Annotated in this window: 11 protein-coding genes; 6 read left to right on the top strand and 5 right to left on the bottom strand. The window is 61.1% G+C overall.

All coding sequences use genetic code 11. From position 1 onward, the window contains the following. Nucleotides 1-187: 187 nt before the first annotated feature. Nucleotides 188-1648 carry a wax ester/triacylglycerol synthase domain-containing protein gene (locus RWT78_RS14790; RefSeq protein ID WP_058228005.1) on the bottom strand — a complete coding sequence of 487 codons (1461 nt, stop codon included), beginning with the start codon at nucleotides 1646-1648 and terminating at the stop codon, nucleotides 188-190. A gap of 1428 nt (nucleotides 1649-3076) precedes the next feature. After that, nucleotides 3077-4225, bottom strand: coding sequence for a helix-turn-helix domain-containing protein (locus RWT78_RS14785; protein WP_314676432.1), 1149 nt, complete (start codon nucleotides 4223-4225; stop codon nucleotides 3077-3079). Nucleotides 4226-4307: 82 nt separating this feature from the next. Between RWT78_RS14785 and RWT78_RS14780 the strand changes: the two genes are divergently transcribed. The 4 genes from RWT78_RS14780 to RWT78_RS14765 all read left to right on the top strand — a co-directional run bounded on the left by RWT78_RS14780 (nucleotide 4308) and on the right by RWT78_RS14765 (nucleotide 9359). Continuing rightward, entirely contained in the window at nucleotides 4308-5093 is a 786-nt protein-coding gene (locus tag RWT78_RS14780) for an HAD-IIA family hydrolase (RefSeq protein WP_003941506.1), read from the top strand. Nucleotides 5094-5174: 81 nt separating this feature from the next. Next, nucleotides 5175-5732, top strand: coding sequence for a DUF6764 family protein (locus RWT78_RS14775; RefSeq protein ID WP_019744475.1), 558 nt, complete (start codon nucleotides 5175-5177; stop codon nucleotides 5730-5732). 273 nt (nucleotides 5733-6005) lie between these two features. Continuing rightward, complete coding sequence (gene groL / locus RWT78_RS14770; RefSeq protein ID WP_003941476.1) at nucleotides 6006-7631, top strand: chaperonin GroEL; 1626 nt, start codon at nucleotides 6006-6008, stop codon at nucleotides 7629-7631. Nucleotides 7632-7913: 282 nt separating this feature from the next. Then, nucleotides 7914-9359: a wax ester/triacylglycerol synthase domain-containing protein gene (locus tag RWT78_RS14765; protein WP_210378186.1), complete on the top strand. Its 1446-nt coding sequence runs from the start codon at nucleotides 7914-7916 to the stop codon at nucleotides 9357-9359. A gap of 272 nt (nucleotides 9360-9631) precedes the next feature. Here RWT78_RS14765 and RWT78_RS14760 read toward each other — a convergent pair whose 3' ends face one another. After that, complete coding sequence (locus RWT78_RS14760; RefSeq protein WP_003941534.1) at nucleotides 9632-9835, bottom strand: PspC domain-containing protein; 204 nt, start codon at nucleotides 9833-9835, stop codon at nucleotides 9632-9634. A 145-nt stretch (nucleotides 9836-9980) separates the two neighbouring features. Between RWT78_RS14760 and ppk2 the strand changes: the two genes are divergently transcribed. Together ppk2 and RWT78_RS14750 are read left to right on the top strand one after the other, a co-directional pair. Continuing rightward, on the top strand, nucleotides 9981-10895 hold the full coding sequence (gene ppk2 / locus RWT78_RS14755) for a polyphosphate kinase 2 (RefSeq protein ID WP_007733731.1): 915 nt from the start codon (nucleotides 9981-9983) through the stop codon (nucleotides 10893-10895). A gap of 51 nt (nucleotides 10896-10946) precedes the next feature. Next, nucleotides 10947-11780, top strand: a complete 834-nt coding sequence (locus RWT78_RS14750; RefSeq protein WP_054827775.1) for an alpha/beta fold hydrolase — start codon at nucleotides 10947-10949, stop codon at nucleotides 11778-11780. 4 nt (nucleotides 11781-11784) lie between these two features. Here the strand turns inward: RWT78_RS14750 and RWT78_RS14745 are convergent, their stop codons facing one another. Further along, nucleotides 11785-13836, bottom strand: coding sequence for a prolyl oligopeptidase family protein (locus tag RWT78_RS14745; protein WP_081557544.1), 2052 nt, complete (start codon nucleotides 13834-13836; stop codon nucleotides 11785-11787). 84 nt (nucleotides 13837-13920) lie between these two features. Next, on the bottom strand, nucleotides 13921-14937 hold the full coding sequence (locus tag RWT78_RS14740) for an alpha/beta hydrolase family protein (RefSeq protein ID WP_003941485.1): 1017 nt from the start codon (nucleotides 14935-14937) through the stop codon (nucleotides 13921-13923). Between the last annotated feature and the right edge of the window lie 267 nt (nucleotides 14938-15204).

Here is a 15204-nt window from a genome sequence, read left to right as displayed (position 1 = left end):
GCGCTCCCTGACACCCCACTCAGGCAGCGCTGTTTTGCGTAGTCTTGTGCGTGAGTGCCAGAAGTGTGTGCCGGGAGGCGCTTCCAGACCATGTGGATGCGAGTTACGTGCAGAATTACCCGCTCGACAAGAATCCCGACCTACCGCAGTGGTAGGCCGGGCTCGTAATGTCTTGGTGAATAAGGGATCAGGATGCGATGACGGTCGAGTTGCTCTCGAGCTCACGCGTCTTTGCGGCTTCCTTCAGTTCCTCGAAACTCGCGCGAAGCAACTCCAGGTAGTGGCCTAGATCTGGCATCGTTGCGGCGTCTGCAATCACGTTGAGCGTTAGGTTGCCGCCACTCGCAGCTACCATGAAGTGCCGCAGCCCGTCACCGTCGACCGGTGCTTGATTAGCGAGTACGGCAGTGCCAGTTGCCCCGTTCAGGGTCAGTCCGTTGACCGAGAGCGGAATGTTACTCACCATCGTGTGCTGATACCGCGGCCCATCCGGCTTGTAGTCGTCATGGTGACGTGAATATGCCATCAACCGCGCTATCGGAGCGGGTAGGGTCTCCAACACTGTGCTCATCCGCCGGACCGCTGTGTGGGACGTACGGGCCTTCTCCGAGCGTGCAGACTCTGCGATGAGAGCGAGTCTCTTCAGCGGATCCGTGATCGTGGTGTGCATGTTCACGGACAGATTCACCAATTGGTTTGCGGACTCCCACTCCTCTTGCTTGCGCATGGACCGCGGAACCATCGCGAACAGAGAACCTCGAGGCGCTTCGCTCTTCTCGGTAAGGTATCGCGCCATCGCGCAACCGACCACAGCCAGAAGGACGTCGTTGACAGTCGCTCCGGGGACTGCGTTCTTCACATGCCGAACCTCGTTGCCTGCGAGGATGATCGGCTCCACCAATGCCGACCCGCTTACCTTGCAGTTGAAGCGGGTGCTAGTACTTTCGTAGATGCACTCGTCCCATTCTCCAGCACTCTTCGCCTCGACTACCGCACGGGCAGCAGCCCGATTGCCCGGAATGCTCTTGGCGAACTGGATAAGTTGGCCGGGGAAACTCAGCACTGATCGCGTGAAGAGACGTCCCCGTAGGAACCGTATTGCAGGTGCTGATTTCCTCGGCCGTTGCGCATCCGAAAATATGGCTTCACCCAGCATTCGGATCGCGATTCCGTCGGCCGCGCTGTGATGAGACTTGAGCACAACCGCCGTCAGCCTGCCGGGTAGAGCGTCAAGCCCCTCGATCCCCGTGAAAAAGTGCAGTTCCCAGGGTGGGCGGCTGAGATCCATTCTCGAGGTCAGCAGGGCGCTGAGCATTTCTTGAAATGGTGCCCAACCCGGCTCGGAAATCGCGTTGACCCGCACGTGGTCGCCCACATCCAGGTTGGGGTCTGGAACCCAGTACGGATGGCCGAGTCCCAGTGGCGTGTGCTGGATTCGGTGGGTGAACATGCGATTGTGTCCGAGCCTGGCGGTGACCCAATCGACGGCTTGCGCCTGCGTGAATTCTGCGGCTGGGTGCTGAGATGTTTCGAAGAAGTACACGCCGACCAGATGCTTCAGGTGGCCGGCGGACTCGTTGTAGACGAAGTCCGCGTCTCGCGGATTCACCTGTGTGACAGCCGCATCCAGCAGGTTGGGCAGTCTCATGTCGAACTCCTCACGTGGCGGGTGCCGGATCAAAGTGTCCGTGCCCCGGAACTCTCGTGGCCCGGAACTCTCGTGCCTGGAAAACTCTCGTGCTCGGAACGCGAAATGACCCCCGAGGCGAATTGGAGCCTCGGGGATCATCGAAGTTCAGAGTAGAGAAGTTGCACCAGAGAATTTACTTCTGCAGAATGGTACTTCCCAGGCCGGTCAACTCTATGGTCCCAGTAGCCCAGGCGATCAAACTGGTGATATATCTTTGCAGCATTGTAAATCACCTTTCCTTAGAGCGGCGTCGGCGTGTACGCGGACAGGGTGTTGAGATACTTCGCGAACGTACCTACTAGGTCGATTGAGCCAAATCCCACCAGATCCGACAGATAGCTCATTGAAAGATCGAACATTATTGTCTCCTCTCCCGACTACGGGGCAACGGTCGAGCCGAGGGCGGTCTGAATGCTTCCACCAATACCTGCAGAACCGCTAGCCATTAGGTTGATGGCTGCGGAGATAGACTTGAAGATGCCGTCGACTATTGCCTGCACATAAACGAACGGGGGAAGCAATGATTGCGAATCAATGCTCGTGACTGCGTCGATGATACTTGCTGTATCCACTATGCTAACGCTCCTTGCGGTAGATTTTTATCACGGTAGGAAATTCTGTTGAAGTCAGCCGAGTGGGGGTTGCCAGTCGAAGTCGACTGACGCCATGGAGCCTCTGTATACGAGCAATGAAATGATCTGCAAAATTATCGGTTCCTTGAGGTAAGGCACCATCGATCCTAGATCCATCGTTTACTCCTGTCGTTGGGTGATGTTCTGAAATGGATCAGGGTTGCGATGAGCCGGTCTCGATTAATCCGGCTAGCGAGCCGGTGGCGCCCTCGATGCCGGGCACTAGGGATCCGCTCCATACATTGTCCAGTAATCCGGTGAACAACGCAGCCGTTGCTTGAAGGAACATTGCGATCATATGAAGTTCCATCCTTTCGATAGATCTGGAAGACTTTTTGTACATCGGCGCATGCTTGTTGCATTCCACAAAGAGCAGGTTCGACTAGTGCACGGACCCTTGCGATCGTTCTGCTAAGAGATCCGTGTGGCGTTCGGGGTCTTATGTGGCGTGACGAGAATGAGGTTAGCTCGAGCAAGTCCACTTTGACTAGGAATTTGTAGAACCAAACTGAAACGTGTTTCATTTATGCTGGTCAGGCAACCAAAATGGCCTATTTGGGCCGTGAGAGGAAGATCTTGCGGAACGCTAACCAGATTGCAAGATTGATGATTGCCGAATTGCTGGGTTTTGGGAATCGTGGCCGGTAATTATGACTTTTGGCGGACTGGTCGTTAATACTTTTGGGTGATATTTTGTCGAATACCTCCCAAAGTGGAGCGGCACGGGAGATGCTCCGATACCTTCTTCGCCGGCTCAGGAACTTCGTAGTTTGAACTGAAGCATCAGGATCAGTCGAGTGTCCGCGTCGCTCAGGTCAACCCCGCACATCTCCTTGCAGCGGCGTAATCGATTGCGGAGAGTGTTGGGGTGAACATGCAATGCTGCGGAGGAACTCGCGACATCACCGCCCTTGTCGAGGAAGGTGTGGGCCGTTGCGACGAGTTCGCTTCCATGTCGACGGTCGTACCCTTCCAGGGCGTGCATAGGTGTGGCGGTGCTCAGTCCGTCGAATATGTCGGCAACATGTAAGGCCAGTACCGACGCCAAGGTGTCGTTCATACCCGCGACAATCCCGCCGGACCGGTTGTGTCGCAGCGCGCCCAGAACATGGTCGGCGTCGGCGCGTGACAAATGGCATTCGCTGGCTGATTTCACGGTGCGGCCCACCGCAACGGCAAGTTGTGCTCGTGTGCGGGCGCGGCTGAGGAAGTCCTCCAACAGTCGGCGGGCGTTCGCTTCGTCAGCGCCGACAACAAGGTACGTCGAGTCGATCAACTGTGCGATCACGGCGTCGACGGCCAGAGTGTCGAGGTACAAGCTCAAGGACGCGACCAACCCCGCCGGCAGTGGTCCCGCAACGGTTCCGACGGCGACGACGGTGAGCGGGCCTGCCAACCGCAAGTCGTCTGCGGCGCGGAATGCGGGTTCGCCACCGCCGATCAGAGCTTGGACGCGCTGGGATTGGCGACGGCGTGTGCTGTCGACCCGGTCACGCTCCGAGGCGATTCTCTCGGCCACGACAGATACCGCGGATCGAAGTATCGATTCCTGTGTGGGCGTCGGTGTTCCGGCGAGTGCGACCCAGATCGAGCCGACGGGGTGATCGTTCTCGCGAACTGCGATGACCAGGCGCGGCGTGATCGCAGGGTCTTCGAGATCAACGTAGATTGGGTCGCTCTCTCGGTGGAGACGATCGAATACTCCTGCATCGGAGAGTAATTGGCGGAATCGGCTGGGTACCTGCCGGCCGAGGATCGTGCCGATGCGGGCTTCGTCCACGGCCTGCTCGCCGCCGGAGTACGCGAGGACAGTCGAGTTCTCGTCCTCGATCGTGACTGGAGCGCCGAGCAATTCGGCCAGAGAACCGGCAACGGAGAATAGGTCGTCGTCGCGCAGGTCCATGGGTGGGAGCCTACTGAGCGATCGACGGATTTCGGGTTCCGACGCCTCGGCAGGACCTCGATGGCGAATATAGGCTGGTGCAATGGCCGACATCGAAGGTGTTCTGTTCGATATCGACGGAGTCCTGCTCACGTCCTGGCAGCCGATCGAGGGAGCAGGGGAAGCAGTACGCGAAGTTCGGCGGCGCGGATTGGCCTGTGGGTTTCTGACCAACACAACCTCGCGCAGTTCGACGCTCATCGCGCAGGGGTTGTGCGACGCCGGTATCGAGGTCGAGGCGAGCCAGATAGTTACTGCCGCCAGGCTCACGGGGGAGTACGTGCGGGCGACGTATCCGGACGCGCGGGCGTGGGTCCTCAATCACGGTGACGTGTCTGCCGATCTCGAGGGAATCGAATTCGACGACGCCGATCCTGAGGTCGTGATTCTCGGCGGTGCCGGCCCGGAGTTCACTCACGAGGCGCTGAGCCGAGTGCTCGAACTTCTGCTCGCCGGTGTGCCCGTCGTCGCGATGCACCGCGGGATGATGTGGGAGACCGTAGACGGCCTTCGGATCGACACCGGAACGTACTTGCCGGGCTTCGAGGAAGTGGCAGGTGTAAATATCGCCGCAGTGGGTAAACCGTCTCTCACGGGGTTCCTGACAGCCACGGAGCTGATGCATGTCGAACCTGAGGCGACTGTGATGGTCGGCGACGACCTGATCGGGGACGTCCTCTCCTCACAACGAGTCGGCTTGACCGGAGTTCTGGTGCGCACAGGCAAGTTTCGGCAAACAGTGCTCGATCTGTCGGTTCAGAAGCCTGATCATGTCATCGATTCGGTCGCGGATCTTCCGGCCCTTCTCGGGGTCGTCCTCGAGGCTTGACCAGGCGGGGGTGACGGACTTCACTCGAGCGGGTACTCTCGCGCCCGAATCAAATGAACTTGTTCCTCGAAGGAGTTTTCTATGCCCTTGATCTCGTCAGTCTGGTTCCGTCGCTCATCCTCTCGAGTCAGCGGAATTTCCAGTAGTCGGTTGGGGGGCCGCCTGGCGAGAACAGGGGCTGTGATGACTGTAGGTATGGGGCTCGCCGCCGGGCTGGCGCTGACCGGTGCGGGAGCTGCTTCGGCAGCCCCCGTCACGTGTGTCTCGCCGCCGTCGGCCAATGACATCCAGGTCTCCGAGACCGCGAGCTGCGGCGCGCAGTCCGTCGGAGCCGGCCGTTCGCAGGCCGGTGCTGCCGAGAGCGGTACCGCTGTGAGCGTCGCCGCCGACAACGGCTACTCCAATTCATATGCAAACGGCTTCGGAACCGCGCTGGGGGCTTCTCGCGGTAACGGTCAGGCGCAGGCATTTGCGCTCGGCGGCGGTATCGCGCGGGCCGGGGCGGCTGACGGCAACGTCACCTTCGCCATCGCCGGTTACGGAGCGGGCGCTACGGCCGATGCCAACGGCGTCGACTGCGTCGGAGTGCTCTCGTTTGCGGTCAATTTGAGTAACGGACAGTTCTGCATCGCGGGCTGAGGCTCAACCTTGCACTCGGCACGCTCGAGTGCTAAAAATGCAGTTGGCACTCGCGAACCGTGAGTGCCAGGTCGAGGCAGTGAGACCGGGAACCATAGACACCCCCGGTCGTCCGTCGCGGGCACTGACTAGACCACAGGCGTAGATGGGTGACCAGGCAAATCGGTCGCCCGTGTAATGAGGTGACTGGTCAAACGGTCGCCTTGTGCCGATGAGGTGACCCGACGAGCGGTCACCTTGTGTGTCACCCCCTATCCGGAGGATCACTTCGCAATGGCAAAGATCATCGCGTTCGACGAAGAGGCACGTCGTGGCCTCGAGCGAGGCCTCAACGCCCTCGCCGACGCTGTCAAGGTGACGTTGGGCCCCAAGGGTCGCAACGTCGTTCTCGAAAAGAAGTGGGGCGCCCCCACGATCACCAACGATGGTGTTTCCATCGCCAAGGAGATCGAACTCGACGACCCGTACGAGAAGATCGGCGCCGAGCTCGTCAAGGAGGTCGCCAAGAAGACTGACGACGTCGCTGGCGACGGCACCACCACCGCTACCGTTCTCGCACAGGCTCTGGTCCGTGAAGGCCTGCGCAACGTCGCAGCCGGCGCGAACCCGCTCGGCCTCAAGCGCGGCATCGAGAAGGCTGTCGAGGCTGTCACAGCTCGCCTGCTCGAGACCGCCAAGGAGATCGACACCAAGGAGCAGATCGCTGCTACCGCCGGTATTTCCGCCGGCGACCCGTCCATCGGTGAGCTCATCGCCGAGGCTATGGACAAGGTCGGCAAGGAAGGCGTCATCACGGTCGAGGAGTCCAACACCTTCGGCCTGCAGCTCGAGCTCACCGAGGGCATGCGCTTCGACAAGGGCTACATCTCGGCGTACTTCGCCACCGATGCAGAGCGTCAGGAAGCCGTCCTCGAAGACGCGTACATCCTGCTCGTCAGCTCCAAGATCTCCACGGTCAAGGACCTGCTGCCCCTGCTGGAGAAGGTCATCCAGTCCGGCAAGCCGCTCCTGATCATCGCCGAGGACGTCGAGGGCGAAGCTCTCTCCACCCTCGTGGTCAACAAGATCCGTGGCACCTTCAAGTCTGTTGCCGTCAAGGCTCCCGGCTTCGGTGACCGTCGTAAGGCTCAGCTCGCCGACATCGCCATCCTCACCGGTGGCGAGGTCATCAGCGAAGAGGTCGGACTCTCCTTGGAGACCGCAGGCCTCGAGCTCCTCGGCCAGGCACGCAAGGTCGTCATCACCAAGGACGAGACCACCATCGTCGAGGGTGCCGGCGACGCCGACGCAATCGCCGGTCGTGTCAGCCAGATCCGCGCCGAGATCGAGAACAGCGACTCGGATTACGACCGTGAGAAGCTGCAGGAACGTCTGGCCAAGCTGGCCGGCGGCGTTGCAGTCATCAAGGCCGGCGCTGCTACCGAGGTCGAGCTCAAGGAGCGCAAGCACCGCATCGAAGATGCAGTGCGTAACGCAAAGGCAGCCGTCGAAGAGGGCATCGTCGCCGGTGGTGGCGTTGCACTTCTCCAGGCAGCTCCCGCACTGGACGATCTCAAGCTCGAAGGTGACGAGGCAACCGGCGCGAACATCGTTCGCGTTGCACTGTCCGCTCCGCTCAAGCAGATCGCATTCAACGCAGGCCTCGAGCCCGGCGTTGTTGCGGACAAGGTCTCCAACCTGCCCGCAGGTCACGGCCTCAACGCTGCGACCAACGAGTACGGCGACCTGCTCGCTGCAGGCATCAACGACCCGGTCAAGGTCACCCGCTCGGCACTGCAGAACGCAGCGTCCATCGCGGCTCTGTTCCTGACGACCGAAGCCGTTGTCGCTGACAAGCCCGAGAAGGCCGGGGCGCCTGCAGGCGATCCGACCGGCGGCATGGGCGGCATGGACTTCTGAGTCCATCTCCACCTAGCTCCTGGAGCCCGGCCCACCATTCGGTGGGCCGGGCTTTTGCTCGTGCGGAGGAGGCAAGTTTCGATGACTTGGCAGCGGCAGCTGCGATGCAGATTGCGGATTCACCTAACCAAGAGGTTGCCTCCTGATCGATCGGAATCACAGGCACCTTTTCCGATTGCTGGATCCGGTGATACCCAACGATTCCGAGCAGAACCCAGAGGATCGGCATGTCAGCTCGCTACAATTCGGACATTCGTTCAGCGTCGGAATTGAGGGGCATGCATGATCTTTCGGAACTCGTTGCCAGCCGCGGTATCTCAGATGGGGCCGCGAGACGCGGAGTTCGTCTACAACGAGTCCGGCGGACATCTGAGCCACATGGTGTGCGCCTACTTCTTCGACACGACGGGCCATCCGCTCGCAGAGATGACGCACGACGACGCGGTTCGGTGGATCACCGAAAGATTCGGATACTGGCCGCTGTTCACGAGTCGACTCCAGCGAGTTCCGCTGGATCTGGACTATCCCTATTGGGTCCCGGCCGATTTCGACGTCGATGATCACGTGCACGTCCATCGTGCCCCGGTTGCCGGGTGGGCGCCGGTTCGTGAATTGCTCGGGCGCTCGCTCGGTGAGCCGATGGACTTGTCCCGGCCGCCCTGGGAGTTGCACGTCATGACCGGAGTGCACGGGATCGACGAGCTACCGGGCAATCTGACGCTGATCATGCTCAAGACCCACCACGGGGCCGGTGACGGTCTGGCGATCCGCGATCTGACCAACCTTCTGTTCTCCGGTCCGCCGAAACCGGAGACGAAGCGTGCCGGTTCGGGGCTTTCGTCGCTGGATTTGATCGGGCGCACGGTCGTGGGTCTGCCCGGCCAGGCGATCCGTTTCGGCCGGGGTCTGTCCGTGACAAAGGTTGCGGCCGAGACGGTTCGGGAGGCGGAAGAGGCCGGAGAGCTGCCTACGTACTCGGCCGACCGCCTACCGACCCGATTCAACGGCGTGCTGGGCGGAGACATGACGATCGATTTCCTGACGCTGGACGGCGCAGACATCAAAGCGATCCGAGCGGCCGTTCCGGACGTGACGGTCAACGACATCTTCCTGACCGTGGTCGCCGGTGCTCTCGACGCATACCTGTCGGAAAAGGGCGAGAAGTCGGCCAGTGGGTTGGCGGCGATGGTTCCCCGATCGATGCGGCAGATAGCCGAATGGGAATCGGCCAACCAACTGGCGCTGTTGACGGTCGATCTGCACACGGACGTCGAAGATCCGGTCGAGCGGCTGACACTGATCAGGGATTCGGCGCTGATGGCAAAGGGGCGGAGTTCGCACCCAGCCGTCCGTCGTTACGGCACACGCATCGAAACCTCGCCTGCGGCTCTGCTCAGACTCACCGGTCTCTCGCGTCGGCTCAACAAGCTGGACCCTTCGCACAAGGTCATTCAGAACACGACGATCAGCAATGTCCCGGTATCAGTCGACGGCAATGTTTTCGAGGGTGCGCCGGCGGTGGCAGTTCTCGGCGGGCAGGCGCCGGTCGACGGAGACATTCTGCGCCACTTCCTCATTGCCGCGCGTGGAGGTTCTCTGACGCTCAATGTCATCGTCTCGCGAGAGACGATGCCGGATATCGAGCACTACATCGAATTATTGCGGGTGGGGTTCACGACGCTTCTGCAGGCAGTTTCCGACCAAAATCGTGAGTTGGTCGAACGATAATCTCTCGGCACCCCCGGCTTTACGCCGCCTGTCATTCCCTGAGTTTTCGGATTGGCGTCATTTCCTCGTCCCAAGCGAACCACTGAACATCTTGGTTGGGCAGCGTCAGTGGCCTGGCCGTCAAGGGTCTCGAGGCCCTCGCTGCGCTCAGCGGTGGAGAGTTGAAGGCCGCCAAGTGGATTGTTGATTTCGGGGCCTGCTCGTGTTGGCGCGTAGGCCCCGAAATACCTTTTGTCGGCGCGTAATTCTCGCCATGTGAATTGCCGGAATTCTCACCCTAATGGCATGAGCATCCAGGCGGCGAGATATACCAATGCCGCGGTTCCACCCGTGCAAATAGCGGCGATAACGGCGAGTAGACGGACAAGATTGACGTCGGCGCCGAAGTAATCTGCAATTCCGCCGCACACTCCGGCGAACATTTTCTTGTCGTTGGAACGGGTGAAGGGGCGAGGTGTGTTGCTTTCGAATGTCATGCTTCAATTCTGAAGCGAGATCGGATCAGGCACCATCGGGGACGACCCCCATCTGCACCCTGATCTTTTGAGCCCGTCGTGTCATACCCCGGTAGTTCATCCCAGCTTCACCGAACGGTTGCTGCGGGAGACTAACTTGTCGGCGGTGACCGATTTAGCAGAACGCCGACCGTTCCTCAGCGCCTTCGCGGACCTCTCGACCGCCGTCGATCTGGCCGACACCGCCGCCTTCACCGTCGACGACAATGACGACGACGATCCGGTGCTGCTGACGTCGCCGGACGGTTTCGAGGTCGACACCTGGCGGGAGGGATACCCGTACGACGCACGGATGCCTCGGGACGAGTACGAAATGTCCAAGCGTCTGCTGCAGATCGAACTCCTCAAGCTGCAGAACTGGTCGAAAGAAACCGGCGCACGGCACGCCATTGTGTTCGAAGGACGCGACGCTGCCGGCAAGGGCGGAACGATCAAACGATTCATGGAGCACCTCAATCCTCGTGGCGCTCGCGTCGTCGCGCTGGAGAAGCCGTCGGCTCGCGAGTCGACGCAGTGGTACTTCCAGCGCTACGTGCAGCACCTTCCCGCCGCCGGGGAACTGGTGATGTTCGATCGATCTTGGTACAACCGGGCCGGGGTCGAGCGGGTCATGGGTTTCTGCACCGACGAGGAGCACGAGCGATTTCTGCGCCAGGTGCCGTTGTTCGAGCAGATGCTCGTCGACGACGGCATCAGCTTGATCAAGTTCTGGTTCTCGGTTTCACCGCTGGAGCAGCGCACGCGGTTCGCGATCAGACAGGTCGATCCCGTGCGGCAGTGGAAGCTTTCGCCGATGGACATCGCTTCTCTGGACAAGTGGGATGCGTACACGGCGGCGAAGGAAGAGATGATCCGGTTCACCGATACCGCCACCGCTCCGTGGACCGTCATCAAGAGCAACGACAAGAAACGCGCGCGGATAAACGCGATGCGTCACGTGCTCAGTCAGTTCGATTACGACAACAAGGATTACGAGATCGTGGGTACTCCGGATCCGCTGATCGTGGGAAGCCTCGAATAGTCGGCGCGTGGGCTCTGCCCATCCGCGGCGTGGGTGGTTAGTGTGAGTTGAATGGAGACCGTACCGATCCAACTCCCCGACGGCACCGTGACCCCGATCCGTCTGTTTCCCGGACCGAACGACGACGCACCCGTGGTGGTGATGTTGCCAGGGCTCGGAGTTCCCGCCGGGTTCTACGATCCGGTGGCGCAGGCCCTGGTCGAAGCCGGCTTCAATGCGGCCATCGGTGAACTGCGCGGCCAAGGTGACAGCAAACCGCGCCCGAGCGCGTCGAGTGCTTTCGGATATCAGGAACTGGTCTCGATCGATTGTCCGGCGACGTTCGAGGTGGTGCGCGAGCGGTTTCCGGCCAGCACACCATTTCTGATGGGGCACAGCATGGGCGGCCAGATCGGGGTCATGTACGCGTCGAGGATTCGGGGCCGGCTCGGCGGACTGATCCTGGTTGCCTCCGGATCGCCGTATCACCGCGGATTCCCCGGAATCCGTGCGCCCGGACTCTATCTGGGTTCGTCCGCGATGTCGGTGACAGCCAACATTGCCGGCTTCTGGCCGGGAGACCGGGTCAACGTCGGCGGCTTCGGTCGACAGTCGAAAGTACTGATCACCGATTGGGCACGGTTCGCCAGGACCGGTCGCATGGAACCCATCGGTGCGGATATCGACTACGAGGAGCGGATCGCTCGCCTGACCTTGCCGGTTCTGTCGATCACGATCGAAGGGGACGATCTCGCTCCACGCCGGTCGGCAAAGAACCTGGTGGACAAGCTCTCCGGGGCCCAAGTGACGATGACGCACATCGACGAACCACTCGGTCACAACGGTTGGATACGCAATCCCACCGCTGTGAGCGAGCGCGTCGTCGCGTGGTTGCGCGACCGCTGAAAGATCAGGCGAGCTTCTGCCAGAGGAACTCGTAGGTCAGCGCGGTCTTGAATGCCAGCTGAGCATTGTCCGCGGCGCCGCCGTGGCCACCCTCGATGTTCTCGAAATACAGCACCTGCTTGCCCAGCTCTTCCAGCCGTGCGGCCATCTTGCGGGCATGCGCGGGGTGGACGCGGTCGTCGCGGGTGGATGTCGCGATCAGGATCGGTGGGTACGACGCGGCGGCGTCGATGTTCTGATACGGCGAGTACTCCGAGATGAATGCCCACTCCTCCGGGACATCGGGGTCACCGTATTCGGCCATCCAGGACGCGCCGGCCAGCAGGAGATGGAATCGACGCATGTCCAGCAGCGGGACCTGGCAGACGATGGCGCCGAAGAGTTCGGGGTACTTGGTCAGCATGATGCCCATCAGCAGGCCGCCGTTGCTTCCGCCCTGAGCTGCCAGAAGATCCGGGGTCGTGATTCCGCGATCGACGAGGTCTCTCGCGACGGCAGCAAAGTCTTCGTGCACCTTGTGGCGCCCAGCCTTGAGAACCTGTGTGTGCCAACCGGGTCCGTACTCGCCGCCACCACGAATGTTCGCAACCACATAGGTTCCGCCCTGCGTCAACCAGGCACGGCCCAGAGAACCGCTGTACGACGGCGTCAGCGAGATCTCGAATCCGCCGTACCCGTAGAGCAGGGTGGGGCCGGGCTCGCTACGCGGATTGCGGACCACGAAATAGGGGATGAGGGTGCCGTCGGCGGAGGTGGCGAAGAACTGCTCCGTGGTGATGTCCTCGGCGTCGAAGAACGCGGGAGCCTGCTTGAGGGCAGTGGGTTCGGTTTCGCCGATCACGCCGTGCAAAAGAGTTGCAGGGGAGGTGTATCCACTCGAATTGACGAAGTACTCGTTGCTGACATCAGGGTCGGTGTCGAGAATTTCGATACTGGTCAGTTCTGGAAGCCCTTCGAAAGGTCGATCCTCCCAGCCGTTTTCGCCCGGCGTCAGGATTCGCAGCGTCGTGCGCACGTCGGTCAGGACCACCAGAATCAGATGATCGCGTGTCCAGGTGTAGTGCTCGAGCGAGGAATGTGCGTCGGGTTCGAAGATCGATGTCAGTGCTCGTGAGCCGGCAAGGAAATCGTCGTAACGGATGGCAAGCAGTGCGCCGGTCGGATATTCGGTGTCCTCGACGGCCCACACGGACTTGGTGCGGATCAACAACCACTCGTGGTGAATCGAGATCCCGGCGTCCTCGGGGACGTCCACGAGCACCAGTTCACCGTCGGGGCGAACTTCGAAATGCTGAGAGTTGTAGAAATCGACCGAGCGAGTGACGAAGTCCCGTTCGAACCCGGGCGTCGGATCGTGCGAAGCCGAGATGGCCACGTCCGTGGCCTGGCCCTCGTAGACGGTCTCGGCGCTGGAGAGGGGAGTGCCGCGCTTCCACCGCTGGGCCAGACGGGGATATCCGGAATCGGTGAGCGACCCCGGTCCGATATCCGTTCCGACGTAGACGGTATCGATGTCGATCCAGTCGATGTCGGTCTTGGCCTCGGGAAGGTAGAAGCCGGGATTCTCGCCCTCGGGAGCGAGGAACTCGCGCTTGTCGATGTCGAACTCGCGAACGACCGCCGCGTCTGCCCCGCCGCGGGAGAGGCTGATCAATGCACGGTTGCGGTGTGGCCGTAGAAGTTGCGTGCCCTTCCAGACCCAGTTCTCGCCCTCGGCCTCGGCCAGGGCGTCGAGGTCGACCAGGACGTCCCATTCCGGGTCGTCGGTGACGTACTGATCGAACGTCGTGCGTCGCCACAATCCGCGAACGTGGGTGCTGTCGCGCCAGAAGTTGTAGAGGAACTCACCTCGACGGCGGACGTAGGGGATTCGCGCGTCGGTATCGAGGATCTCGCGCACGTCGCTCTGTAGTCGATCGAAGCGCTCGTTGTCGGTGAGCTGCTCCTCGGTCACGGCATTGTGCTGACGGACCCAATCGAGTGCAGACTCACCGGTCACGTCTTCGAGCCAGAGGTAGGGGTCGTCGCCGGTGGTGGGCTGCTGATCGGAAGTCATACGTCCATTCTTACTGCTCGCTCCCGACAGCACTCGACCCCGCTCCCGAAACACTGGAGCGGGGTCGAGTGAGAACGAATCGGGTCAGACGCCCAGGGAGTGAGCGAGCATCGGCCAGGAGTTGTGGAGATCGTCCTGCCAGTAGCCCCACGAGTGGGTGCCGGTCGGCTTGAAGTCGAAGGTGGCCGGGATCTTCAGATCGCTCAGGCGGTAGGCGAGGTTGTGGGTGCAGTAGTTGACCGCTGCCTCGATGACGCCGCCGACGATCGCCTGGTTGGCGAGCGCACCGACCTGACCGTTGATCGCGGGATTGGCGAGAGTGTCGTGTGGGCCGGGGAGTCCGGAGCCGGTGGAGACGTAGAGTTCGGTGCCGCGGAGCTTCTCGGCGTTGAGGACCGGATCGTTGTCCTTCCAGCCCTGACCGTCGAGCGGGCCCCACATGTTGGTGATGTCAGCTCCGCCGCGGGTACCTGTGACAAGTTCGATCGCACTCTGACCGACGGGGGTGCTGGTCTCAGCGCATCCGCTGTACGCCCCGACGCCCTTGTAGAGGCCGGGAGCCGCGATGGCGAGGTTGAGGACCGAGGTCGCGGTCATGGAGATCGCGGAGATCGACTGGACCTTGTTGGTGTTGAACTCGGCGTCGATGACGGGCGGGAGTTCCTTGGTGAGGAACGTCTGCCACTTCTGGCGACCGAGAACCGGATCGTCGTTCACCCAGTCGGTGTAATAGCTGAACGCGCCTTCGAGTGGAGTGACGACGTTGACGTTCTTGTCCTGGAAGAAGTTCATGACGTCGGTCTTGCGTTGCCAGGTCGCCGAGTCTTCGCCGCCGCCTGCACCGTTGAGCAGGTAGAGCGTCGGGCGGGGTTCGCTGCCATCTGCGGGGAGGATGACCTCGAGCGGGATGTTGCGATCCATCGCCGGGGAGAAGACCGAGATGGTGACCTTGCGGTCGCCGGTCTTGGTGTTGCTCACGACGTGCGATCCGGACGTGTCACCGCCCGCAGAAGCTGTCGCCGGACTGATCAGCATCGGCAGCACCGTGGCCACTGCGAGAGCTGCGATCACACTGCCACGCTTGAAAATTCGAGCACGCATACGTTCGGATCCTCCACCTGAATGTCTTCGGATCCGGAACGGATCGAAGTGCCTGTGAGCCCTTACTGGAACAGGTTCACTTTTTGTTATGTGTCAGTAAAGCAGAGCGGGCGCAGAAAGTGACGCGATTCGATTGCCTGACAATTGAATTGGCCCCGGAATTAACCCCCGAACTAACCCCCGAATCGGCCCAGACAAGCACTCGACCCCGCTCCCGGAAGTGCAGGGAGCGGGGTCGAGTCGGAACGATTTCGGTCAGATGCCCAT

Origin of the sequence: uncultured Rhodococcus sp. (genome assembly GCF_963525155.1) — a bacterium.
Lineage (GTDB): Bacteria > Actinomycetota > Actinomycetes > Mycobacteriales > Mycobacteriaceae > Rhodococcus_F > Rhodococcus_F qingshengii.
Note: the sequence above shows the minus strand (reverse complement) of the source record. Positions and strands in the feature narration are given on the sequence as shown.